The following is a 22,343-nucleotide window of genomic DNA, read 5'->3' on the forward strand; positions in this document are numbered from 1 at the left end:
ATCTCTCCTCTGGCCCTATCAACTCACCGCGCTAAGCAGGGTGTCGAAGGTACTCTTGGCCACGTTAACGATCTGTGCCGCCGCCGAATAGGCCTGCTGATACTTGATGAGGTTAGACGCCTCCTCATCCAGGTTGACGCCGCTGACACTGTCGTACCAATTCTGGCTCTGGGTCAGCTTGGCCTCGGATGCCGTCATCTCGGTACTGGCTTGACTCACCTTGCTGCCCACCCCGGTCACCAAGGCGGTAAACGACTCGTTGAGGGTGATGGTATTGTCGGCAGAAGTACTATCGGCACGGCGCACCAGATCTTGATTCTGCAGGTTGGCCATGGCCAGACCGTTGTAATTGTCAGAGAAGCCGTCGGTGTTGAACGCCAGGGTAAAACTGTCCCCCGGCGAGACGCTGCCGTCGATGGAGAACTCAAAGCCGGGGTAGGTCTCGGCCGCCGTGGAGCCATAGATGGCCGCCATCAGGTTTTGGCCGCCGGCACTGGCGGCAACGGTGCCAATCGCAGTGCCCGAGCCGTCATACACCACATAGTTGCCGCTATCGTCGATGACCACGCTCTGGGGAGCCGCGCTGTCCAAGGTGCCGCTGCTGAAGGCCGAGCTGCTATCGGTATTGGTCACCGACTCCAGGCTGATGGCCCCGCTGCCATAGTTGCCACTGTCCGCCGTCAGCTTCAGTGGGGAGGCCAGGGCCAGATCATCGGCCACCCTCAGCTCACGGCTCAGGCCCCCGGCGGCATTCAGGGTCGGCTGTAACAGGAACTTGTCACCGGCAGCCGGGCTGCCGGTCAGGCTCAGGCTGATCCCCTCATCGTCCAGATCTATGGTGGCCGGCGGGGTGGTGGTCCCCGTCAGCACGCTGGTCTTGTTGCCCTCATCATCCAGCCGATAGATCTCGTAATCGTTGGCGGTGGTGAAGCTCACCAGGTAATCCATGCCGGTGACATTGCTGCCCTCCCCGGCGATGAAGTCCACTGCGATGGCGCCGGTGCCCGCATTGTCGGCATAAGGCAGGCCGTCGCTGCTGGGCAGGGTGAAGATATCCCCCCCCAACTCGTTGTTCAGGGTCATGCCCAGACGGTTTTGCTGATTCATGGCGTCCGCCATGGCCACCGCCAGCTGGCCCAACTGGCGCTTAGCGGGCGCCAACTCATCCCGGGCGGCAAACATGCCCCCCAGGGAGCCGCCCAGTGATGCCTGCTTGAGGCTGGTGGAGGCCTTGTCCAGCGACAGCTTAATACCGGTCTCACGGGCATCCGGATCCCCGCTGACCACCGACATGCTCGCCGCCACCCCGCGGGCCACCAGGGATTGTCCGGTCGACATGTTCACCAACAGGCTGCCATCGTCCTGCGGCACGGTGCGGATATCCATCATCTCGGAAAGCTGGCGCACCTGTTCATCCCGCTGATCCATCAGGTGCAGGGAGGTGCCGTCATCCCCGCTGCCCTGCCGCTTGATCAGCTGGGTATTGAGGTCGTTGATGTTACTGAGCAGGGAGTTGATCTTGTTGACCGCATTGCCAATCTTGGCATTGGCCGTATCGTATTGCTGGCTCAGCTGGCTGTTAAGCGAACTGTAGCGATTGAGCATGCTGTCGATGTTGCTGATGACGCCTTCACGGCCGGACTGGCTGTTGGGGGTTTCGTTAGCCGAATGCAGCCCCTTGAAGAAATTATCGATCCCCACACCGGCACTGGTGGCGGAGTCACTCAACAGCTTATCCGTGTAGGCAACATCGTTGTAATAGCTGGTGTTGTAGGCGTGGGTCGAGGTATCACGCCACACTTCACCCTGGGCGAACTGGTTAAGTACCCGGGTCGTGTTGCTGCTACCTACCCCCAGGTTGACCGCATTGGTATACAGGGTGGTCTGTTGCCGGCTGTAGCCTTCAGTGTTGATGTTGGAAATATTATTACCGGCAGTCCACAACAGTCGCTGCTGGCCCAACAAGCCAGAAGTGCCAATTCCCAACAGATCGGTAGACATACCTTACCCCTTCTTAGGTTTCCATCTCTTGCCGCGCCTGATCGAAGGCCTCGCTGCGCAGAACCTGCTTCAACTTGCGGGCGTAATGCGGATCCGTGGCATAACCGGCGTCTTGCAACGCCTCAAAATACGCCTCGGGATCCTGGGCGACCGCCCGCGCTTTTTCATAGCGAGGATGGCGACCGATCAACTCCACATAGTCTTTCATGCTCTGAGCATAGGAGTTGTAGCTACGAAACTGTGACATCCGCATCACCGGTTTGCCGTCTTCATATTCAAGACTGCGCACCTGGGTCTGCAGTCCCTGCCAGCGACTGCCGGCCTTGATACCAAACAGGTTGCGGCTGGACTCACCATCCGCACCCGGCATCACGTGCTTGCCCCAACCGGTTTCCAGGGCAGCCTGGGCCACCAGGGCCTCCGGTGACAGGCCAACCTTGGCCGCCACCTGCCGGGCTACCGGCAACAATTGCCGGACAAATTCCTGTGGTGAATCAAATTGCTGGCCCCGCTGCCGGCTCGTCCCCTGGCTATCCAGCCGCTGTACGAAGCGCTCTGCCCGGGTAATACCGGCATGGTGACGAAAACGGGTGCGCCGGCTCTCCAGACCCTGGGCCACCACGGCCCCGCTGGCCGTACTGAGTTCAGCACTATCCGTGCCAACATTTTGACTGTCTGAGGACGCCGTCGTATCGATACGCCGCATGACCGGCAGACGTCCCTCCGGCATCTTCAGCTGGCGCGCCGCATCGGGAGTGCTGGCCTGGCTCTGATTGCCGGATAGCTGACGAACCAGCATGGCCGCCAAGCCCGTCTTGCCGTCGGCCGGACTCAGGCTGGCGGACATCTGCTGATCCAGCATGCCTTGGTAGAATTCTGTGTAGCGGCTGTTGAGGGGGCTGTCTTTGGTCAGCACCGAGTTGGCCTGGCGCATGCCCTTCATCCACATCTGGGTGAACAGGGACTCAAATTGCCGGGCTGCCGCCTCCAGCGCCTGCTGTTGGCTGGCCTTGCCCTGGGTGCTGAGCTGCCGCAGCCGATCCAAGGAGCGGATGTCATCGACGACGCCGGTCTGGGTAAATTTATCCATGCGGCCTCCGCAACCTTAGATGATCACCAGCTGGCCCTGAATGGCACCAGCCTGTTGCAGTGCCTCCAGGATGGCCATCAGATCGCCAGGGGCCACCCCGACCTGATTGACGGCCCGCACCAGATCGTCCAGGGTGTTGCCGGTGTCCAGCTTGAACATACGGCTATTTTGCTGCTGGATGTTGATGTTGGAGTTGGTGGTCACGGCGGTATTCCCGCCGGCCAGGGCATTGGGCTGGGACACCTGCGGCTGTTCGCTGATGGTCACCGTCAGCCCGCCATGGGTAATGGCGGCTGGCCGCAGGCGCACCTGATTCCCAATGACTATGGTGCCGGTGCGGGAGTTGACGATGATCTTGGCCCCCTCATCCGCCGGATCGACGTCCAGATTCTCCAGGGTGGCCAGGTAGGAAACCCGCTGTGCCGGGTCCCGCGGGGCATACACCTCCACGGAGGTGGCATCCAGCGCCCGGGCCGTGTCCGGCCCCACCAGGCCGTTGATCACATCCGTCATCCGCTTGGCGGTGGTGAAGTCGGAACGGTTCAGGTTGAAGGTGATGGTATCCCCCTGGCTGAAGGCATTGGGCACCTCCCGTTCCACTGTGGCCCCGTTGGCGATGCGTCCCACCGTCGGGGTGTTCACCACCACCTTGGAACCGTCCGCGCCTTCCGCCCCCAGCCCCCCCACCACCAGAGAGCCTTGCGCCAGGGCATATACCCGGCCGTCCACCCCCTTCAAGAAGGTTTGCAACAGGGTGCCACCCCGCAGGCTCTTGGCCTCGCCAATGGCCGAGACGGTCACATCCACGGTCTGCCCCGGCTTGGCAAAGGGCGGCAGCTCGGCGTGCACCGCCACCGGCGCCACATCCTTGATCTTAGGTTTGAGATCATCCGACACCTTGATACCGAAGTTGTTGAGCATGGTGCGGAAGGTCTGCTCGGAGAAGGCGTTGTTCTTCTCCCCGGTGCCGGGCAGACCCACCACCAGGCCATAACCAATCAATTGGTTGGTACGAACCCCCTGCACAGAGGCCAGATCCTTGATACGGGCCGCCTGGGCCTGAGGCAACAACAGGCTCAGCCCCAGGGCCATGGCAGTCAGGTGTCGGAATTTTGTCATTTCGGTTACTCCTAGAACGGACTCCAGGGACTATTAAAAAACTGTGCCAACCATCCCCGTTCCTGGGTATTGGCAAAGTCCCCCGTCCCTCCGTAATAGATGCGAGCATCGGCCACACGCTGGGATTCCACCGTGTTGTCCGCCTGCACATCCTCCGCCCGGACTATGCCCGTGATACGGATGTATTCGTTGCCGGTGTTCAGCATGATCCACTTCTCGCCTCGCACCATCAGGTTGCCGTTCGGCAAGACCCGGATCACGGTGACGGAAATGTTGCCTTGCAGGCTGTTGCTCTGATCCGCCTTGGACTGGCCCTTGAAGCTGTTGTTGGCTCCCATGCCAACGCTGGTGTCATAACCACCGACGGTCACCGGCTTGCCCCCCAGCTCGAGGGCATCCAGTCCCAGGCTGGAATCCTTGCCCAACTGATTGTTGGCATTCTTCTTGGCGGAGGTGGACTCCACCAATTCCACCGTGATGATGTCGCCCACCTGACGCGCCTTGATGTCAGAGTAGAGGCTGGTGGTCTGCTTCTGGCTGAAGATGGATCCATTGGATTCCATATTCACCACGCTCTCCTCCGGCATCACGGGTGAAAACTCGGGATCATCGGGTTTGGGCATGTTAGGGGTCGAGGAGCAGGCGGCCAGCAGCAGCCCGCATCCTGCCATACAGAGTGCCAACTTCATGGCGACCTCCTTCAATTCATTACAACCGTTGCGTCACATAGGACATCATCTCATCCACGCTGGAGATGACTTTGGAGTTCATCTCGTAGACGCGTTGTGCCTGAATGAGGTTCACCAGCTCCTCGGTCACGTTGACGTTGGAGGTTTCCAGCATCCCTTGCTTGATCACCCCCAGGCCATCGGAACCGGCTACCCCTTGCAACGGAGTGCCACTGGCCTGGGTTTCCAGATAGAGGTTTTCCCCCATGGGCTGCAGACCCGAGGGATTGACGAAATCGGTCACCGTCAGCTGCCCCACCACCTGGGAGTCGGCCTGCCCCATCAATTGGACCGAAACCTCACCATCCGAACTCACGGTGACGCTCTGGGCATCCTCGGGGATCTGGATCTCCGGCTGAATGGGATAGCCCATGCCGGAGGTCACCAGGGTGCCCTCATCGTTCAGGGAGAACTGACCGTTACGGGTATAGGCTGTGGTGCCGTCCGGCAGCAGCACCTCGAAGAAGCCGCGGCCTTCGAGCATCACATCCAGGGAGTTGTCCGTGGTCTGCACGTTGCCCTGGCTGAAGTTTTTCTGGGTGGCCACCACCTTAGCCCCCGCCCCCAGCATCAGGCCGTTAGGCAGTGTGGTATCCGCCGAGGAGCGCCCGCCGGGCTGATTGATATTCTGATAGAGCAGGTCTTCGAAGATGGCCCGCCCCTTCTTGTAACCAACGGTGGAGGCGTTGGCCAGGTTGTTGGAGGTGACCGAAATGTTGGTCTGCTGGGCGTCGAGCCCCGTCTTACTGATCCACAATGCCGGGTTCATAATCTTCTCCTCGTCGCTTAGCTCAGACGCAACAGTTGGGTGTGGGCTTCGTCATTCTTTTCGGCGGTCTGCATCATCTTCACCTGGGTCTCAAACTGGCGCTGCAGCCGGATCAGGTTGGTCATCTCGTCCACCACGTTGACGTTGCTGGCCTCCAGGGCGCCCGAGACCAGTTTGACATCGGCCGAGGCCGGTTCATCCTGGCCATCCTTGCGGCGAAACAGGCCATCATTGCCCTTGTCTACGGTTTTGATGTCAGGGTTGACCAGCTTGATACGCTGGAACTCCTCCATGGCATTGGGTGCAGCCCCTTCGGGTCGTCCCGCTATGGTGCCGTCCTTGTTGATGGAGATCTTCTCCAGCGGCAACGGCAGCACTATGGGTTTGCCGGCATCATCCAGCACGTTGAGTCCCGAGCTGGTCTGCAAGACGCCATAGGGCGAGAGCTGCAGATTGCCCATGCGGGTATAGGCCTGGCCACCCTGGGCATCCTGAACCGTCAACCAACCGTCGCCTTCCACCGCCACGTCCAGATCCCGGCCCGTGGTCATCAGGCCACCCGGGGCAAAGCTCTGTCCAGGCCGCTCCGTCATGGAAAACACCCGGGACGGCAAGCCATCGCCAAAGGCCTGCATGGCCCGCGCCTGCTCGAGATCCGCCTTGAAGCCAACGGTATTGGCGTTGGCCAGGTTGTTGCTGCGCAACGTCAGGCTGTTCATGTTTTCCTTGGCGCCTGACATGGCCAGGTACAACAGATGATCCATAACCCACTCCAGTCAAAATGGTGACTTAAGCAACGTGAAGCAAAGATGATGCCAACTAGCCATTTGGCGGAACGCAAGGAGGAGAGGGCAGATGGCCGGCGAGTACGGCGGGCGACGGGGGAGCAAAACAAAAGGAAGAGGGCAGCCCATGGCTGCCCTCCTGGTGAACGCCTCGATCAGCGGATCTGCAGTATGGTCTGCTGCAGGGTGCTGTTGACTTCCAGGGCCCGGGAGTTGGCCTGATAGTTACGCTGGGCGGTGATGAGCTCCACCAACTCGGAGGTCAGGTTGGAGTTGGAGGCTTCCAGCGCGGAAGACTGGATCTTGCCAAAGGTCCCGGTGTTGGCCTGCCCCGGTACCGCATCCCCCGACAGCAAGGATGCCTTCCATGAGGTATCCCCCACCTGCGTCAGCCCCTGTGGGTTCGCAAAGTTGGCCATGGCGATGGCGCCCAGATAGGTCGTGGTGCCGTTGCTGTAGGTGGCGGCCACCACGCCATCGGAGCCGATGTCCACCTTGGTCAAGCGACCGACGGTGGAGCCGTCCTGCGACAGGGAGCTCACCTCAAACGAAGAGGAGTACTGGGTGATGCTGTCAAAGTCGATGGTGATGGTCTGGGTGCCGTCAGCCCCATTGGTGATGACCCCAGCGCCGCTGGAACCCAGCTCCTCGGTGACGATGGGATCCGGATCCGGGTTGGTCGCTACCGTCGTATCCAATTGGCCGGTGGAGTCGAACACCAGGGTCGCACAGGTCGGCGCCGTAGTACTCACGGTAGAGCCCCCGGTGATATCGACCGGCAGATCATCCATGTAGTTGAACATGCGCCAGGTATTGGTGGCCGTCGAATCTTTGACGAAATAGTGCGTCATGGTGTGAGACTCACCCAAGGAGTCATACACCACCACAGAGGTGGAGGAGGTATAGGTATCTGAGTCCGTCGGGTCGAAATTGGCCGGATCCACTGCCGTTGCCCCCGCCGGCAAGTTAAGACTCATGGTTTCCGTCGAGGTTGCTTCCGGACTACCGGCCGTATCCGGCACCTGCAGCGGCACGGTAGAGTCCAGGCTGACGGTCTTGGGCGTACCGTCATCGTTGACCTCATAGACCTGCAGGTAGTCGCCCTGGGCGGTAGTGACATAACCACTTGAATCCAACTGAAAGGCCCCGGCCCGGGTATAGGTACGGTCCAGATCCCCGATATTCGCGGCAGTTACGAAGAAGCCATTGCCCTGAATGGCCAAATCCAGCGAGTTATCGGTGAAGTTCAGCGCACCCTGGTGAAATTGCTGAGAAACGGTGGCGGTGGTCACGCCACTGCCCACCGTTGTCTTGGCATTGGAGAAGATGGAGGAGGAGTAGACATCGGCAAACTCCGCCCGGGAGCTCTTAAAGCCAATGGTATTCACGTTAGCGATGTTGTTGGCCGTGACGTCCAGGTGTTTCTGGGCGGCGTACAAACCACTCAGGGCAATATTAAATGACATGGGTATTACCTCTCACTTAGCGCCTATGGCTAGTTGGAAATTTCCAAGATCTGCGACAGCGGCAAGCTGCCAACCCCTTGAACCTTCACTACGGTGGCAACCTGGCTGTTGCCGAGCGTGACGCTCTCAACCTGCCCGTAGGTCAACACCCCTAAATCCTGTCGTTCATTCCCCACCAGGCCATTGGCCTTGAAGGTATAGGTTCCAGTGGGAGCTTGATTGCCATTCTTGTCCAGACCGTCCCATTCGAACATGTAGTTGCCCGTCTGGCTGCCATCAACGGGGATCTCGCGCACCACATTGCCATCCGCATCCGTGATGCTGATCTTCAGATTGCTGGCGCCATCGCCCGTGGTGATCACGCCTTTGACCGTGTCCCCCTCGGTCAAGTAGCCGTTGCTGGTGGGAGACAGGACTTTCTGCCCCACCAGGCTGGAGGCCATCAACGCCTGACTGGAGGTCATGTTGTCGTTGAGCGTGGTCATCTGGGTATTGAGCTGGTTGATGCCGTCAGCCGTGGTGAACGACGCCATCTGGGAAATCATCTGGGAGTTGTCCGTCGGCTTGAACGGATCCTGATAGGACAACTGCTGGGTCAACAGCTTGAAAAAATCTGCCTGCCCCAGAGCACCATTACTACTGCTGCTACTACTCGTGGTGCTACTGGCCTGAGCAGCAGAGGAGGTTGTAATACCCGTCAGGGAGCTGTAGTCGGCCATGGTCTACTCCTTAACCCTTGCCCAGCCGCAGCGTCTGCAACAGCATCTGCTTGGCGGTATCGGCGACTTGTACATTGGTCTGGTATGAGCGGGAGGCGCTGATCATGTCCGCCATCTCCTCAACGGGATTGACGTTGGGCTTGTAGATGAAGCCGTCCTGATCCGCCATGGGATGGTTGGGGTTGTACTCCTTGAGCAAGGGCGCGTCGCTCTCCACTATGCCCTGCACCTGAACCCCGACCGATTCGCCGCCCGGCTGGCCACTGCCGGCCTCTTGCAGCATGGCGGCAAAAACCGGCCGCCGTGCCCGGTAGGTCTCCTCCACGCTGGAGCTGACACTGTCGGCATTGGCCAGGTTGCTGGCGGTGGTATTCAGACGCACAGACTGGGCACTCATGGCCGAGCCGGCGACGTCAAAAATCCGAAAGAGACTCATGCTTGATCTCCTTTAAGCGCCTTGAGCAAGCCATTGATCTTGCTGTTAAGAAATTCAAGCGAGGTTTGATACTCCAAGCCATTTTCCAAGTAGTCATTGCGCTCTTGCTGCAGATCCACCGTATTGCCATCGCCGGTATCCGGCTGCAGCGGCACGCGATACTGGAGGGTACCTGTCATGGCGCTCCCACCTGCCAGGTGCTGGCTGTTGGTGCGGGTCAGCTCGGTCGCCCCACCCTGCAAACCCTGGGCCTGGCTCAAGGCACTGGAGAAATCCAGATCCTGCGCCTTGTAGCCAGGGGTATCTGCGTTGGCTATGTTGCCAGCCAGGACCTCAGCCCGCTGGGAACGCACCCCTATGGTGTACTGGTGGATCCCGAATGCTTTATCGAATGAAATGGTCATGGCGCACCTCCTGCCATAAAACGAAGCAAGAGGTGTGCCAGATAAAAAGATGGGATTATTTGAGCTTGTAGACGATGCCGGGATTACAGCGGATCATCTCAAACCGGTCGGTCAGGCCGGTGAGCGACTCTGACGCTCCCAGCATCAAATAACCGCCCTGATTCAGGCTGCCAGCGAACTGGTTGAGGATTTTTGACTTGATCTCGGGAGAGAAGTAGATCAGCACGTTGCGGCAAAAAATGATGTCAAACTTGCCCAGCAGGCTGTAGCTGTCCAACAGATTGAAGGGGCGGAACGACACCAATTTTTTGACTCTGTCACTGACCCGCATCTTGTTGCCGTCACATGCCTCGAAAAATTGACGCTTGCGCTCCACGGACAAACCTCTGGCCAGCGCCAGGTTGTCGTAGATGCCTTCCTTGCATTGATTGAGCATGGAGGCGGAGATATCGGTCCCCACGATCTGCACGCCCCCCGGCAGCGTACCAGGACGCTTCATCTGCTGCTCCAGAGCCGTGATGGCAATGGAATAGGGCTCCTGACCAGAGGAACTGGCGGCAGACCAGATCCGCAAGGGTTTGCCCGCCTTTCCCAGTTCGGGAAAGATGCGGTCGGTCAACAGTTGGAAGGGATAGGTGTCACGAAACCAGAGGGTTTCGTTGGTGGTCATGGCATCGACCACCGTCATCTTCAGATCCCGCTCACGAGGGTCCATGGCCCGCTTGATCAGGTCGGCCAAGGTATTGGCGCCATATTGTCCAACCAATGGCGCCAGTCGGCTCTTAACCAGATACTGCTTATTGGCGCCCAGCACGATTCCGCTCTGGGCCTCCAAAAAGGCACTGAACTGTTTATAAAGCTCGTCGGACAGTGTCTTCATTAATCTTCTTCGACTCGTTGGATTACAGGGCGTCTTGAACGGCCTTGGCCAGTTCGTCCGGATGGAACTTGGCGATAAAGTTGTTGGCCCCCACCTTCTGCACCATCGCCTGGTTGAAGACCCCACTCAAGGAGGTATGCAAAATGACATGTAGATCCTTGAGCCCGGGATGGTTGCGGATCTCCGCCGTCAGGGTGTAACCATCCATTTCCGGCATTTCGATGTCCGAGATGACCAAACCGATCTGCTCCTCGATGGGCCCCTTCTCCAGCATGTCCAGCAACATGGTCAAGGCGTCTTTACCATCCTTGGCCAGCAGACACTTGACGCCGATGGCATTGAGCGCCCGCTCTACCTGCTTGCGCGCCACCGACGAATCATCCGCCACCAACACCATGCGGCCACGGGTATGGTGCGCCTCACTCGAGGCCACCACATCCTCGCTCACATGGGTGTTCACCGGCGAAATTTCGTCGAGGATCTTCTCCACATCCAGGATTTCCACCAGTTCGCCATCTACCTCGGTGACCGCCGTCATATAGTTTAAGCGGCCGGCGCCCTTGGGTGGCGGCAAAATGGCTTCCCAATTCATATTGATGATGCGCTCTACCGAGCTGACCAAGAACCCCTGCACCGACCGGTTATATTCGGCAATGATGATGAAGCACTGAGTTAGATCCTGGATCGGCTTGCCGCCGGTGGCCAGGCTGAGATCGATGACGGAAATCGTCTGTCCGCGGATATGCGCCACCCCCCGCACAAACGGGTGCAGCTTGGGCATGATGGTCAATGCCGGACACTGCAGGACTTCACGTACCTTGAATACATTGATGCCAAAACGTTGACGCCCCACCAACTTGAACAACAGCAATTCCAACCGATTCTGCCCGACCAGCTGGGTCAGTTGGTTTACGGAATCCAAGATACTCGCCATAATTTACTCCATTTTTGGCTAAAGGCAGTAGCCGTCTGACGAAACCCTGTGCTTGCAGGTATGACTTTTGCATACTCTTATGACACAAGACCTTGCGAGGTCATTTTTTGAGCTGAGGCCCTGTTGTCGACTTAGACCAGCCTCGGATTGCAGGATTAGTATAAGTCTATATGAGCCTATTGTGCTTTATCGGCAAGAAGATGGAAACGATTAGTGGGCGTTACTTGATAACGCTCGCATTGCTGTTGACCGCCCCTTGTCGAGCCGCTGACACCCAACAGGTGCGTCAGTTTGCCGAACAGTTTGTGCTGGATCAGATGACCGTCGATCCCACCAGCCGGGTGGAGGTTAGTTCGGGTCCCATTGACGATCGCCTGGGCATTCATGCCTGTAGCGGCCACTTGACCGCCCGTCTAGCCGGCAGCGAGGAGGTCAGGCGAACCAACAGCGTTTACCTTAAATGCGAGGCGGAGCCGATCTGGGATCTCTACCTTCCCGTTCGAGTCAAGGTATTGCGTCCCTTCGTGTCGGTGGCCGACGCCGCACCCCGCGGTACCGTGTTGGATGAAGGGCTGATGACCATCGAATTTATGGATGAGATACTGCTGCGTGGCGATACCTTCAGCGACACGGCCCCCCTGGTGGGCAGCCGTCTCAAACGGGATCTGCGTGCCGGCCAGCCTGTGCGGCAAAATCAGATTTGTGTAGTATGCCGAGGTGACAAGGTGGAAATACAGGCCCTCACCGGAGGGATGCAGATCAAGACCCAGGGTACCGCCCTGCAGGATGGCAGCTTCGGAGAGGCCATTCGCGTGGAAAACAACCGCTCCAAGCGGGTGATACAGGCCGTGGTTGCGCACGCTGGCAAGGTAAGAGTGGATCTGTAACTTGGCGCAAATTTATTTCTAAAGTTCGTCAGCACAGTGCCGATAAACAGGCATGACGCGAGATTGGCGACCAACAGGTAACTATCATGGCCATACACAACATCAACAATCTGCTGAGTAATCAGTCCACCAAGGTGGCTGGTGGCAACACCAGCGGTCAAGCGGCCAGCGGTGCTGCCGAGCAAGCTCAGCAGGCCAAGGGCAGTGTACGCCAGGATGCTGTGGTGCTGACGGATCAAGCCCAGCAACTTGGTCGGGTTCAGCAGCGGCTGAGCAACACCCCCACCACCAACCAGGCCAAGGTCGAGGCACTTAAAGCCGCCATCGATAAGGGCGAATACAAGGTGGACAGTCAGCGGGTGGCCAAGAAGATGGTGAGCATGGAATCCGATCTGGAAAAACTCTATCAATGAGTCCACTACTCGACCTGCTCCAGCAGCAGGAAGATACGCTTAACCAGATGCTTGCGCTGCTTGAGGAGGAGTTCAACCTGCTCAAGCAGCGCAAGGCGTTGGCGCTGCCGGAATTGACCGAAAAAAAACAGCAGTTGCTCGCCACCCTCGCCCAGAATGATCAAGCCATAGCCAGCACCCTGCCTGACCACCAGCTGCAGCCGGAACTCGAACCGTTCCGCCAGCGAATCCTCACCAATCTGCAATCCTGCCAGGAACGTAACGAGGTCAACGGCAAACTCATTGAGCTCAATCTGCTCTCCAATCGCAAGCTGGCCGCCGAGCTATGCCAGCTGCGGGACAAGAACAAACTCACCTACGACAATCGCGGCAATACCCAGCCGGGGAAAAACGGTTCCCTGAACATCAAGGCGTAAAAAAACCACCGTAAGGTGGTAATGCCAGTCAGTTAAGCCTGACTGGCATTGTTTTTATTAGGTTTTCTCGTCGCATACTTATGTGGCTTGGCTTTGACACACCTGGGATAACTTCGTTCTCGGCGGGCAGGTAACTTGAACTGCTCCGCCTGTTTGTCCATGTCGGCGACGCGGGCTGGAATATTCCCCGGTGATACGAACGGCAGGCAACTGAGCTCATGCAGCAGATACACCGATGCCATGTGAAAGCTCAACTGGCTGGCCGTATAGCCTTTTAAGCTCGCCGCCATTCTAACCATCTGATATCTCAGCAGGTTATAGGCCAATACCAAGCCCCATAGCTCCTGCTTTACTCCATCGGGTTTCTTGCTGCGCAGCGTCAGCCTGTGCTGTTGCAGGCTCTGTTTCATCTCCCGATAGCCCAGCTCGATTTCCCAGCGATTCTGGTATAGCTCCATCAACTCGCTGGCAGGGAAGCGCATCGGGTCGGTGAGCGAGGTCAGCACCTGGCGCTCCTTGCCATTCATCGTCCGGGTCAGCAGCCGGGCTTCGAGCTGCTCCGGTAACTCGCTCCACTTCTTCTTGGCCTGCGGACTGGAGGTGAGACATACCAGCGCATCCTGCCGCCCCAGCTTGCGGATGACCTCGTATTGCGTGCCCTTCTTCAGCGGAATAAGCCAGTGACGGGCGATGCCCTGGCTTTGCCAAGCGTGTAGTAATCCCAGTGAGTAGAAGCCCTTATCGAACAGGGTCAGGCTGTTATCGGGTGTTTTTTCAATGAGTTGCTCTGCCAGCACCATCTCGTTCACCGCACAGGAGTCCATCACGGTCTGGGTCAGCAGGTGGCTGGTCAGCTCCATCTGACACAGCATGCGTACTTGCGGATACTGCGTCTCGCCCTGGCCGGTTTTCGACTTGGCAAAGGCGCTGGCATTGTCCTGGGTATCGGGCGTGCGCCAGACCACCCCATCGACGGCCAGCAGCTGCAAGCCGGCCCAGGTGGGGTGCTGACACTGCTGATGCCAGAGCGTAGCGGTCTGCTGGAACACCTGTTGAACGGCTCGGTCAGCCAGTTTTTGGCGCGCTTGGATGAAGGCACTGGGAACGACGAATGGCCGGTCGCCAGGTAACAGGATATCTAGCTGGTTGGCCAATTGGGCCATGGGGACATGACGAAACAGGGACATACCGATAATGGCCCACAGCACTCGCTCCATGGGTATGCGCCGTCGGCGCAGGGAGACCGAGCCTGTCTCGGCCAGGCAAGCCTGCACCAGTTCAGGTGACAGCAAGTCAGACAGGGACTCAAATTTTCCGGGAGGACAGGCGTGAATGAAGTCGAGAGCTTGGTCGATACGCATAAAAAAATCCGAAACCCAACAAGGAGTTTCGGATTTTTACACAGCCTGAGGATCGGTCAATGGATCCTTAACTGATCGGCATTACCGTAAGGTGGTTTTTTTATCTCGTCGACTTTTATTGGGCGCCGCCCAAACGATACAGGTCGTACAGCACCTGAGTATCCAACTCCAGCTCGGTGGCATACATGTTATCCAACGGGTAGCTTTGGACCACACGGGCACCGCGCACCATGCCCTCCACCGACGCCTCCAGCCCGTTGCTGGTCTGAACCGCATCCCGTAGGGTCGTGGCCCCCTGGATCTGCTGGCCATAGACCTGCTCGGTTAGCTCGCGATAGGCATCCAGCTTGGAGGCACGGATCGCCTGCAACACCTTCTCCGAACGGCTCGGGCCAGGCTGCACATCGATGACCGCATATCCCACGGCGTGCAGCACGGGAAACCGTGTCGGTGTCGCCTGCTGATAACGGACATAATGGGTACTGGAACAGGCCGACAGCAACAAGGCCGCCGACATCCAGAGCACAAGACGTTTCATAACCGCCCCTTAGTGCGTCAGTTGAACCGAATTGCCATAACGGCCCTCCGGGTAATCCCCACGGACCAACATGCCCTTGGTGATCGTCACCGCCCGGCCGGAATCCAAGCCACCATTGAGCTGGCTACGGGGCACAAAGCCCTGGGCCGTCGCCTCGACCATGTGGGTCTTCAGGTTGACGATGCGGGCATTGATCACGATGCCGCTGCTGTTGGGCGCCATGGTCCCCGTCAGCACCCGGGACAAGGGCACCCGCTTGGCCAGCTCCATCCAGTCACGGCTGAAGACAAAATCCCCTTCCGGCGTCACCTTGATGCTACCGGTGAGCTTGTAATCCAACACCAGCTCGCCGCGGCGATGCAGTTCGTGGATGAAATCCTCCGCCAGCTGCTGCCCTAACCAGTTGCTGCTGTCCAGGTTGCTCAGGTTGACGAAGGATGCGACCGCGATGGGTTTCATCCTGGTATCCCCCGCCAACTTGGTCTGAAACAGACTATCCGCCAAATGAGAGACAGTACTGCTCAACTCCATGCCCTGAGGTTGGCTGGCTACCTTGGGGGTGCGGCTAGAGCAGGCTCCCAATGGGACCAGAAGAGCCAACACTAATGCCAATTTGTTCATGAGTCACTCCACACTCACTGCGCTGTTACCGTTTATCGGCAAATATCTGCATTCCTTAAGCCAGCCACGACGATTAAATAAACATAAATTTATAAATTAACCGCCTTATCACCACAAAACGGGCATAAAATTTGCTTTTACTCCAACAGTGACACAGGTTCGACAGGTTGAACGATGAAAATACGCTGGCTCGCCCCCCTGCTCCTGTTGCTGGGACTCCCCATGACCCTGCAGGCCAAATGGTATCAAGTCACCGGCAGTGCCCCCTTTGTCCGGGGAGAGCTGGAGTATACCCGGCAGCAAGCCCTGGAGGATGCACTTCGGCAAGCCTTGCTGCAAGCCGGCGCCAACGTTTCCAGCCTGCAAACACTCAAAAACGGCACCCTAAGCCAAGATATTTTCCTCATCCGTTCCAACGGCGACATCCGCCAGTACCAGATCTTGCAGGAAGAAGAGCGCAGCCAGCGTCTCTACCTGACGGTGCGCGCCAACATCCGCAGCCAACTGCACGCCTGTGAAGGCCAGCAATACGCCAAGGGCATCTCCCTCATCCGCTTCAGCTTGGTGGATCCACAGCAGGCCCGCTACGGCCAGCTGTTTGACATCAACAAGGCTGTCACCCAGGCCCTCTATCAGCGCTTGCAAAACCAACGCCAAACCTTTGTCACCCAACGCTGGCTGGATGCCAACCTGGGATTGACCCCGCAGTTCTTCGCCCAGGGCGACGTGCGTATCACGCCCCAGATCCAACAGCTGGCCCGGGATACCGAAAGCCAATACCTGCTGTTTGGCACCCTGGACGATCTGTCACTGCAACAGACAGATGATGGCCTGGTCAGCCAATGGTTTTCCCATCCCCAGCGGGTGTTTGCCCTGCACCTGTATCTGTTCGACGGCCTCAGCGGCAAGCTGCAACACACCTTCGAATACCAGGGCCAGGCGCCCTGGACCTTTGACAAGCAGGCCAAGCTCAACGTGTTTGAGCAGACCTTCTGGCAATCCCCCTACGGCGCGGAAATCGGGCAATTGCTGGATCGGGCCAGCCAGGATCTAAGCCTGCAGCTGCGCTGCGACAAACCCGCCGGCCGGGTGGTGAAGGTGGATGGCGACGAGTTTCATATCAACCTGGGCAGCAAGAATGGCATTCGTCTGGGCGAGCGGCTGCTGTTGCAACACAAGGCCGACTACCGGGACGACAGCGGCATGCTGCGCAGCGATCGCCGACCGGCCGCCGGCATCATGGAGGTCAAGCGCCTGTATGAGGACAGCGCCGTGCTGCGCTCCCTCAACCAGTATGCGCCGGGCAACGTACAGATAGGCGATCTGGCCGTCATGGAATAAGCGCTTAAATAACAACCAGTTGAGCCATGTTGTGGATCTTGGACGCCCCTTTGGTATAATGCCGGCGCCTTAGATGGCCAGTCCCCATAGTTAAACAGGATATAACTAGCCCCTCCTAAGGGCTGATTCCAGGTTCGAGCCCTGGTGGGGACGCCAAATCACAGTTTCTTGCCGTAGCAAGACACGCATCAAACCCGCACTGCCACTGGCTTTGCGGTTTTTTTGTTAGCCAAGCCAGACCAGACACCAAGCCCCCTGCCCCACCGTACAGGGGGGAGATTTTGGGGTATCCGCTATCCCGGCACCAGGACCCAGCGCAGCAAGCCGCAGCGACAGGGCGGCAAGAAGGCGCCGCTTGCGGCGATCCGCTGCCGCGGCACGGCTTTTCTTTGACCGCGGCTATCAAGGCGCCAGCCGGATCTGGCATCATGACCCCAGGCTGCCGGCGCCGTCGCAGGCGGCCGCCCTCCCCTCACAGAACGGAGAGCATGGATGAACTTGACGCTGTATTGGGTTCTGGCCCTGCTGTTGGCCGCCATCTATTGCTTTATCAGCAACCGTGTCCGTGCGGATGTGGTGGCCCTGCTGGTCATCGTCGCCTTCGTGCTCAGCGGTACCCTCAGCCTGGAGGAGGCCCTCGCCGGGTTTAGCGATCCCAACATCATCCTCATCGGTGCCCTGTTCGTGGTGGGCCAGGGTCTGGTGCGTACCGGCATCGCCTACCAGTTGGGGGATCTGTTGGTGAAGCTGGCCGGCAACAGCGAGACCCGCATGCTGATCTTCCTGATGCTGGCGGTGGCGGCCCTGGGTGCCGTGATGAGCTCCACCGGCGTGGTGGCCATCTTCATCCCGGTGGCCTTGAGCGTGGCCCATCGCATGGCCATTCCCGCCAGTCGCCTCATGATGCCCCTGGGCTTTGCCGGCCTCATCAGCGGCATGCTGACCCTGGTGGCAACCGCCCCCAACATGGTGATCAACAGCGAGCTGATGCGCCATCACATCCCCGGGTTTCGCTTCTTCAGCTTCACCCCCTTTGGCCTGCTGATCCTGCTGGCCGGCATCGGCTACATGCTGCTGGCACGGCGATTCCTGCCGTCCCGCCGGCCGCAATCCGCCGGCCAGGGGCGCCATTCCATGCGGGATCTGGTGCGAACCTACCACCTCACCGGCCGGGCCCGGCGCATGGCGGTTCAGCCCGACTCCCCCCTCATCGGCCGCACCCTGGATCACCTGCAGCTGCGGGTGCGCTACGGTGCCAACGTCATCGGGGTGGAACGCTGGCGCCGTTACCGTCGGGTGATGGTCAGCGTGTCGGGCATCTCGGAGTTTCAGGCCGGCGATGTGCTGCTCATCGACATGGACGATCACAACGAGGTGCGCCGCTTCTGCAGCGAGGCCAAGCTGGAGCCCATGATACTGCGCGGCGAGTATTTCTCCTCCCGCGCCCGGGAGGTGGGGCTGGCGGAGGTCGCCCTCATCGCCGACTCCAGCCTGCTGGGCAAAAGCGTGCGGGAGGCCGGTTTTCGCTCGGTCTACGGCGTCAGCGTGGTGGGGATCCGGCGAGACGGCCAGGTGCTGGCCGGCAAGCTGGTGAACGAGCCGCTGCGCCTGGGGGATACCCTGCTGGTGGTGGGGAACTGGAGCCTCATCAGTCAGCTGCACACCTACAATCACGACTTCTTGCTGCTGGCCCTGCCGGCGGAGGTGGACGAGATGGCCCCCGCCCGCAGCCAGGCGCTGCACGCCCTGCTGGCCCTGGGGCTCATGATCCTCATGATGGTGACGGATCCCGTGCCCAACGTGATCGCCGCCCTCATCGCCTGCCTGCTGATGGGCTGGTTTCGCTGCGTGGATCTGGAGAGCGCCTACCGCGCCATCCACTGGCCCACCCTGATCCTCATCGTCGGCATGCTGCCCTTCGCGCTGGCGCTGCAGAAGACCGGCGGCATCGATCTCATCGTCCACGGCCTGCTCTCCCTCATCGGCGATCACGGTCCCAGAGTCATGCTGGTGGGGCTGTTTGTCCTCACTGCGGTGATCGGTCTGTTCATCTCCAACACCGCCACCGCCGTGCTGATGGGCCCCATCGCCATCGGCGCCGCCCAGCAGATGGGGGTCTCGCCCTACCCCATGGCCATGACGGTGGCCCTGGCCGCCTCGGCTGCCTTCATGACCCCCGTATCCTCACCGGTCAATACCTTGGTGCTGGGGCCGGGGGAATACACCTTCATGGACTTTATCCGCATCGGCGTGCCCTTTACCCTGCTGGTGCTGCTCATCTGCGTGTTTGCCGTGCCCTGGCTCCTGCCGTTCTAGCTCGGCTATTGCAATCCGGCGCGCCGAAGAATACTGTTTATTTTTACAGTCAACCCAAAGACAGGAACCCGATCCCATGGCAGTGGAAATCAAATACGTGGTGGTACGTAACGGCGAGGAGAAGATGACGTTCGCAAGCAAGAAAGAGGCGGATGCCTACGACAAGATGCTGGACATGGCCGACCAACTGACCCTGCTGCTGGCCGAGGCCCCCGTCACCCTGCCCGAAGAGACCCAGGAGGCCCTGGCCCTCTACCTGGCCGGCCAGAAAGAGGCCCTGCAGCAGATCCTCAAGGGCGGCAGCCTGAGCGTCGGCGAACCCGCCCTGAGCGAAGTCCCCAGTCCCGACAGCAAGCCGGCCCGCAAGCCGCGCAAGGCCGACGTCGACGCAGCCTAAGGGATAACGCGGACCATGACTCAGACAGTGCTGATCACCGGCTGCTCCAGCGGCATTGGCCGCGCCGCCGCCCACGGCCTGCGCCAGGCGGGCTTCCAGGTGCTGGCCACCGCCCGCCAGACCGACGACGTGGCCGCCCTGGCGGACGAGGGCTTTGCCGCCCACCGGCTGGATCTCACCGATGAGGTCAGCATAGAGGAGGCCGCCCGCTGGGCCTTGGCCCAATGCCAGGGGCGGCTGTGGGGTCTCGTCAATAACGGTGCCTACGGCCAGCCCGGTGCCCTGGAGGATCTGCCCACCGAGGCCTTGCGGCGGCAATTTGACAGCAACTTCTTCGGCTGGCATCACCTCATCCGGCAACTGTTGCCGGCCATGCTGGCCCAGGGCCAGGGGCGCATCGTGCAGGTGGGCTCGGTGCTGGGGCTGGTGGCCATGCGCTTTCGCGGCGCCTACAACAGCAGCAAGTTTGCGTTAGAAGGCTACACCGACACCCTGCGGCTGGAGCTGCGGGGCAGCGGCGTGCAGATCAGCCTGATTGAACCGGGCCCTATCGAGACCCGCTTTCGGGTGCATGCCCTGGCGGCCTTCCGTCAGGCCATCGATGTGGAGCACAGCCGCCATGCCGAGGAATATCGGCAGACCATAAAGCGGCTCGGCCGAGCCGAAGGCAGCCCTGCTGGCCCCTTCACCCTGCCGGCGGAGGCCTGCCTGCCGCCGCTGCTGCACGCCCTGCAGGCCAAGCGCGCCCGCCGGCGCTATCGGGTGACCCGCCCGGCCAAGTGGTTCTATTACCTCAGACGCCTGCTGCCCACCGCCTGGCTGGACGCCCTGCTGGCCCGCTCGGCATAGGCTCAGCCGTAATGCTGGCCGTTGTCGTAGTAGGCGGTACGGGTTAACGGCAACACTATGACCGCCACGTCGGTCTGAGCGCCCAGCTCGGCCTGCACCGCGGTTGTGATGAGCTTGGCCGCCGCATCCTGCACCGCCTGGCCACGGTCGAACCACAACAGCTCGACGAAGGGATAGCCGGTGCCCGGCACGGGGGCAATTATGAATTCGGTCTGCACCCGCTCCAGGGTAAAATGCGCCACAGGCGCGCCGGTCAGCTCGCTGAGCCGCTGCACCAGAGACGGGGCCAGCTGAGCCAAGGGTTCCGGCGCTAAGCCGCGAAAACGAAGATGAGGCATGAGGATCTCCATATGCAAAAAAACCGGCCACATCATAGCCGCCCCATCCGCTGGATGACAGCCTGCCTGCTTTGTCTGGGTCTGTTGCCCCTGTGGGCCCAGGCCATGCCCGGCCTCTGGCAGGCGCAAAAAGATGGACAGCGGCTGTGGCTGCTGGGCTCCATCCATGTGGGCACCGCCGACCTCTATCCGCTGGACGCCGCCATCATGCAGGCCTGGCAACAGGCCGATGAGCTGATCCTGGAAACCGACCTGCGGCAGCTGGATGGCGCCACGCAACAGGAGCTATTGCAGCTGGGCCGTCTGCCAGCTGGCCAGCGTCTGGCAGACAAATTGCCTGCCCCGCTGTATCGCCAGACCGTGGCGGCGGCCCAGCGCCAACATCTGCCGGCCGAGGCCTTGCTGCCCCTGCAGCCCTGGTTTGCCGCCCTGACCCTGACCCAGGTGGCCATGCAGCAGGCTGGCTACCAAGCCCAATACGGCGTGGATGAATATTTCGTCCACCAGGCGGAAACCAGCCATAAGCCGATTGTTGGCCTGGAGCAGCCCATAGCCCAGTTCCGCTATCTGGCCGGCCTCAAGGATCACGAAGTCGAATTCTTGCAAAACACCCTGGAGCAGTTACCCAGCCTGAGTGAGCTGCTGCCGGAGCTGATCCAGGCCTGGCAGGCCGGGAACACCCAGAGCCTGGTGGCCCTGCTCAACGAAGAGCAGGGCCCGCCGGCGCTGCGGGACTATCTGGAGGCCCAGTTGCTGGCACGCCGTAATCAAGCCTGGCTGCCACAGCTGATGGACGGCCAGCGCCACCCCAATGCCTTCGTGGTGGTGGGGGCCTTGCACCTGCACGGTCCCAAGGGGCTCTTGGCGCTGCTGGAACAGGCGGGCTATGCCGTGACGCCGCTTGCGGCGGAGGCCACCCCATGACGCCGCCGGAACCCAGCCTGTTTGCCCAGCAGATGCAGGACGTCAAACCCCTGGCGCCCGATGCCAGGGTGCGCCTGCAGGGCCAGAGCCTGGATGAGACGGCCCGTCAGGCCCGCCAGCAGGCGGCGCAACGGGCCGATACTCGGCTCCCGCATCCCTTTGGCTTTGAGGCCGTGCCCCTGCTGGATCCCCACGAGGTGGTCAGCTTCAAACGGGATGGCGTGCAGGAGGGGGGGTGTTCCGCAAGCTGCGTCTGGGGCAGTACCAGATTGAAACCAGCCTGGATCTGCAGGGCATGGGGCTGGAGCCGGCCCGCCATCGCCTGCTGGAGGTGCTCGGCCAGTGCCAGCAGCTGGAGATCCGCAGCCTGCTGATCCGCCATGGTCGCGGCCTGCAGAGTCAGCCGCCGGCCCAGCTCAAGAGCCATGTCTGCCACTGGCTGGGGCTCTGGCCCCAGGTGCTGGCCTATCACAGCGCCCCGCGTCCGCTCGGCGGCAGCGGCACCACCCTGGTGCTGCTGCGCAAGGGCCAGCAGGATAAACAACACACCCGGGAGCGCATCCAAAAGCGCCTGCCGGAGTAGCCAACCGGGATAGATCGGAGGACACGCC

At 60.1% G+C, this 22,343-nt stretch carries 25 protein-coding genes and 1 tRNA gene; 10 read left to right on the forward strand and 16 right to left on the reverse strand.

Translation table 11 applies throughout. The annotated features are described in order from the left end of the window. Positions 1-18 precede the first annotated feature (18 nt). The 12 genes from flgK to ABHF91_RS11990 all read right to left on the reverse strand — a co-directional run bounded on the left by flgK (position 19) and on the right by ABHF91_RS11990 (position 11,331). A complete protein-coding gene (gene flgK, locus ABHF91_RS11935) occupies positions 19-2,001 on the reverse strand; it encodes a flagellar hook-associated protein FlgK (protein ID WP_409420504.1) in 1,983 nt (660 codons plus the stop codon). A gap of 13 nt (positions 2,002-2,014) precedes the next feature. Then, entirely contained in the window at positions 2,015-3,091 is a 1,077-nt protein-coding gene (flgJ, locus tag ABHF91_RS11940; RefSeq protein ID WP_409420505.1) for a flagellar assembly peptidoglycan hydrolase FlgJ, read from the reverse strand. 15 nt (positions 3,092-3,106) lie between these two features. After that, positions 3,107-4,210, reverse strand: coding sequence for a flagellar basal body P-ring protein FlgI (locus ABHF91_RS11945; RefSeq protein WP_409420506.1), 1,104 nt, complete (start codon positions 4,208-4,210; stop codon positions 3,107-3,109). 11 nt (positions 4,211-4,221) lie between these two features. Then, positions 4,222-4,899, reverse strand: coding sequence for a flagellar basal body L-ring protein FlgH (gene flgH / locus ABHF91_RS11950; protein ID WP_409420507.1), 678 nt, complete (start codon positions 4,897-4,899; stop codon positions 4,222-4,224). Between the two features lie 19 nt (positions 4,900-4,918). Further along, entirely contained in the window at positions 4,919-5,707 is a 789-nt protein-coding gene (gene flgG, locus ABHF91_RS11955) for a flagellar basal-body rod protein FlgG (RefSeq protein ID WP_409420508.1), read from the reverse strand. Positions 5,708-5,724: 17 nt separating this feature from the next. Then, a complete protein-coding gene (gene flgF, locus ABHF91_RS11960) occupies positions 5,725-6,471 on the reverse strand; it encodes a flagellar basal-body rod protein FlgF (RefSeq protein WP_409420509.1) in 747 nt (248 codons plus the stop codon). 176 nt (positions 6,472-6,647) lie between these two features. After that, on the reverse strand, positions 6,648-7,958 hold the full coding sequence (gene flgE, locus ABHF91_RS11965) for a flagellar hook protein FlgE (protein WP_409420510.1): 1,311 nt from the start codon (positions 7,956-7,958) through the stop codon (positions 6,648-6,650). A gap of 29 nt (positions 7,959-7,987) precedes the next feature. Continuing rightward, entirely contained in the window at positions 7,988-8,677 is a 690-nt protein-coding gene (locus ABHF91_RS11970; protein WP_409420511.1) for a flagellar hook assembly protein FlgD, read from the reverse strand. A 10-nt stretch (positions 8,678-8,687) separates the two neighbouring features. Next, entirely contained in the window at positions 8,688-9,113 is a 426-nt protein-coding gene (gene flgC, locus ABHF91_RS11975; protein WP_409420512.1) for a flagellar basal body rod protein FlgC, read from the reverse strand. Further along, on the reverse strand, positions 9,110-9,517 hold the full coding sequence (gene flgB, locus ABHF91_RS11980; RefSeq protein WP_409420513.1) for a flagellar basal body rod protein FlgB: 408 nt from the start codon (positions 9,515-9,517) through the stop codon (positions 9,110-9,112). The genes flgC and flgB overlap by 4 nt, the downstream gene beginning before the upstream one ends. Before the next feature lie 55 nt (positions 9,518-9,572). After that, entirely contained in the window at positions 9,573-10,397 is an 825-nt protein-coding gene (locus ABHF91_RS11985; protein WP_409420514.1) for a CheR family methyltransferase, read from the reverse strand. Between the two features lie 22 nt (positions 10,398-10,419). Beyond that, entirely contained in the window at positions 10,420-11,331 is a 912-nt protein-coding gene (locus tag ABHF91_RS11990; protein ID WP_409420515.1) for a chemotaxis protein, read from the reverse strand. A gap of 281 nt (positions 11,332-11,612) precedes the next feature. On the opposite strand from ABHF91_RS11990, the gene flgA reads away from it, so the two are divergent. From flgA to ABHF91_RS12005, 3 genes are all read left to right on the forward strand, one after another. Next, a complete protein-coding gene (gene flgA, locus ABHF91_RS11995) occupies positions 11,613-12,218 on the forward strand; it encodes a flagellar basal body P-ring formation chaperone FlgA (RefSeq protein WP_409420516.1) in 606 nt (201 codons plus the stop codon). A gap of 86 nt (positions 12,219-12,304) precedes the next feature. Further along, positions 12,305-12,631, forward strand: a complete 327-nt coding sequence (gene flgM, locus ABHF91_RS12000) for a flagellar biosynthesis anti-sigma factor FlgM (protein WP_409420517.1) — start codon at positions 12,305-12,307, stop codon at positions 12,629-12,631. Next, positions 12,628-13,047, forward strand: coding sequence for a flagella synthesis protein FlgN (locus ABHF91_RS12005; RefSeq protein ID WP_409420518.1), 420 nt, complete (start codon positions 12,628-12,630; stop codon positions 13,045-13,047). The genes flgM and ABHF91_RS12005 overlap by 4 nt, the downstream gene beginning before the upstream one ends. A gap of 32 nt (positions 13,048-13,079) precedes the next feature. Here the strand turns inward: ABHF91_RS12005 and ABHF91_RS12010 are convergent, their stop codons facing one another. The 3 genes from ABHF91_RS12010 to ABHF91_RS12020 form a co-directional block, all read right to left on the reverse strand. Further along, positions 13,080-14,408 carry an IS4 family transposase gene (locus ABHF91_RS12010; protein WP_409420519.1) on the reverse strand — a complete coding sequence of 443 codons (1,329 nt, stop codon included), beginning with the start codon at positions 14,406-14,408 and terminating at the stop codon, positions 13,080-13,082. A gap of 115 nt (positions 14,409-14,523) precedes the next feature. Further along, positions 14,524-14,946, reverse strand: coding sequence for an LPP20 family lipoprotein (locus tag ABHF91_RS12015; RefSeq protein ID WP_409420520.1), 423 nt, complete (start codon positions 14,944-14,946; stop codon positions 14,524-14,526). A gap of 9 nt (positions 14,947-14,955) precedes the next feature. Continuing rightward, positions 14,956-15,567 (reverse strand): FlgO family outer membrane protein, encoded by a 612-nt coding sequence (locus ABHF91_RS12020; protein ID WP_409420521.1) that lies wholly within the window; start codon positions 15,565-15,567, stop codon positions 14,956-14,958. 174 nt (positions 15,568-15,741) lie between these two features. On the opposite strand from ABHF91_RS12020, the gene ABHF91_RS12025 reads away from it, so the two are divergent. The 5 genes from ABHF91_RS12025 to ABHF91_RS12045 all read left to right on the forward strand — a co-directional run bounded on the left by ABHF91_RS12025 (position 15,742) and on the right by ABHF91_RS12045 (position 20,470). Then, positions 15,742-16,908 (forward strand): flagellar assembly protein T N-terminal domain-containing protein, encoded by a 1,167-nt coding sequence (locus ABHF91_RS12025; RefSeq protein ID WP_409420522.1) that lies wholly within the window; start codon positions 15,742-15,744, stop codon positions 16,906-16,908. An 80-nt stretch (positions 16,909-16,988) separates the two neighbouring features. Then, a tRNA-Arg gene (locus tag ABHF91_RS12030) sits at positions 16,989-17,064 on the forward strand. A 336-nt stretch (positions 17,065-17,400) separates the two neighbouring features. After that, positions 17,401-19,224: an SLC13 family permease gene (locus tag ABHF91_RS12035; protein WP_409420523.1), complete on the forward strand. Its 1,824-nt coding sequence runs from the start codon at positions 17,401-17,403 to the stop codon at positions 19,222-19,224. 76 nt (positions 19,225-19,300) lie between these two features. Next, a complete protein-coding gene (locus ABHF91_RS12040; protein WP_409420524.1) occupies positions 19,301-19,621 on the forward strand; it encodes a YebG family protein in 321 nt (106 codons plus the stop codon). 15 nt (positions 19,622-19,636) lie between these two features. Beyond that, positions 19,637-20,470 (forward strand): SDR family oxidoreductase, encoded by an 834-nt coding sequence (locus ABHF91_RS12045; protein WP_409420525.1) that lies wholly within the window; start codon positions 19,637-19,639, stop codon positions 20,468-20,470. 2 nt (positions 20,471-20,472) lie between these two features. Here the strand turns inward: ABHF91_RS12045 and ABHF91_RS12050 are convergent, their stop codons facing one another. Continuing rightward, the gene (locus ABHF91_RS12050) at positions 20,473-20,808 is read right to left on the reverse strand and encodes a DUF1904 family protein (protein WP_409420526.1); all 336 of its coding nucleotides are present in this window, start codon (positions 20,806-20,808) and stop codon (positions 20,473-20,475) included. Positions 20,809-20,820: 12 nt separating this feature from the next. Here ABHF91_RS12050 and ABHF91_RS12055 point away from each other — a divergent pair, with 12 nt between their 5' ends. Further along, positions 20,821-21,732 carry a TraB/GumN family protein gene (locus ABHF91_RS12055; protein ID WP_409420527.1) on the forward strand — a complete coding sequence of 304 codons (912 nt, stop codon included), beginning with the start codon at positions 20,821-20,823 and terminating at the stop codon, positions 21,730-21,732. A gap of 235 nt (positions 21,733-21,967) precedes the next feature. Then, positions 21,968-22,315 (forward strand): Smr/MutS family protein, encoded by a 348-nt coding sequence (locus tag ABHF91_RS12060; protein ID WP_409420528.1) that lies wholly within the window; start codon positions 21,968-21,970, stop codon positions 22,313-22,315. Positions 22,316-22,343 lie beyond the last annotated feature (28 nt).

This window comes from Pseudaeromonas aegiceratis, from assembly GCF_046254905.1.
Lineage (GTDB): Bacteria > Pseudomonadota > Gammaproteobacteria > Enterobacterales > Aeromonadaceae > Pseudaeromonas > Pseudaeromonas aegiceratis.

Coding starts and splice junctions, on each gene's coding strand:
- flgK (WP_409420504.1), bottom strand. CDS start 2,001: ATGTCTACCGATCTGTTGGGAATTGGCACTTCTGGCTTGTTGGGCCAG.
- flgJ (WP_409420505.1), bottom strand. CDS start 3,091: ATGGATAAATTTACCCAGACCGGCGTCGTCGATGACATCCGCTCCTTG.
- ABHF91_RS11945 (WP_409420506.1), bottom strand. CDS start 4,210: ATGACAAAATTCCGACACCTGACTGCCATGGCCCTGGGGCTGAGCCTG.
- flgH (WP_409420507.1), bottom strand. CDS start 4,899: ATGAAGTTGGCACTCTGTATGGCAGGATGCGGGCTGCTGCTGGCCGCC.
- flgG (WP_409420508.1), bottom strand. CDS start 5,707: ATGAACCCGGCATTGTGGATCAGTAAGACGGGGCTCGACGCCCAGCAG.
- flgF (WP_409420509.1), bottom strand. CDS start 6,471: ATGGATCATCTGTTGTACCTGGCCATGTCAGGCGCCAAGGAAAACATG.
- flgE (WP_409420510.1), bottom strand. CDS start 7,958: ATGTCATTTAATATTGCCCTGAGTGGTTTGTACGCCGCCCAGAAACAC.
- ABHF91_RS11970 (WP_409420511.1), bottom strand. CDS start 8,677: ATGGCCGACTACAGCTCCCTGACGGGTATTACAACCTCCTCTGCTGCT.
- flgC (WP_409420512.1), bottom strand. CDS start 9,113: ATGAGTCTCTTTCGGATTTTTGACGTCGCCGGCTCGGCCATGAGTGCC.
- flgB (WP_409420513.1), bottom strand. CDS start 9,517: ATGACCATTTCATTCGATAAAGCATTCGGGATCCACCAGTACACCATA.
- ABHF91_RS11985 (WP_409420514.1), bottom strand. CDS start 10,397: ATGAAGACACTGTCCGACGAGCTTTATAAACAGTTCAGTGCCTTTTTG.
- ABHF91_RS11990 (WP_409420515.1), bottom strand. CDS start 11,331: ATGGCGAGTATCTTGGATTCCGTAAACCAACTGACCCAGCTGGTCGGG.
- flgM (WP_409420517.1), top strand. CDS start 12,305: ATGGCCATACACAACATCAACAATCTGCTGAGTAATCAGTCCACCAAG.
- ABHF91_RS12005 (WP_409420518.1), top strand. CDS start 12,628: ATGAGTCCACTACTCGACCTGCTCCAGCAGCAGGAAGATACGCTTAAC.
- ABHF91_RS12010 (WP_409420519.1), bottom strand. CDS start 14,408: ATGCGTATCGACCAAGCTCTCGACTTCATTCACGCCTGTCCTCCCGGA.
- ABHF91_RS12015 (WP_409420520.1), bottom strand. CDS start 14,946: ATGAAACGTCTTGTGCTCTGGATGTCGGCGGCCTTGTTGCTGTCGGCC.
- ABHF91_RS12020 (WP_409420521.1), bottom strand. CDS start 15,567: ATGAACAAATTGGCATTAGTGTTGGCTCTTCTGGTCCCATTGGGAGCC.
- ABHF91_RS12025 (WP_409420522.1), top strand. CDS start 15,742: ATGAAAATACGCTGGCTCGCCCCCCTGCTCCTGTTGCTGGGACTCCCC.
- ABHF91_RS12035 (WP_409420523.1), top strand. CDS start 17,401: ATGAACTTGACGCTGTATTGGGTTCTGGCCCTGCTGTTGGCCGCCATC.
- ABHF91_RS12040 (WP_409420524.1), top strand. CDS start 19,301: ATGGCAGTGGAAATCAAATACGTGGTGGTACGTAACGGCGAGGAGAAG.
- ABHF91_RS12045 (WP_409420525.1), top strand. CDS start 19,637: ATGACTCAGACAGTGCTGATCACCGGCTGCTCCAGCGGCATTGGCCGC.
- ABHF91_RS12050 (WP_409420526.1), bottom strand. CDS start 20,808: ATGCCTCATCTTCGTTTTCGCGGCTTAGCGCCGGAACCCTTGGCTCAG.
- ABHF91_RS12055 (WP_409420527.1), top strand. CDS start 20,821: ATGCAAAAAAACCGGCCACATCATAGCCGCCCCATCCGCTGGATGACA.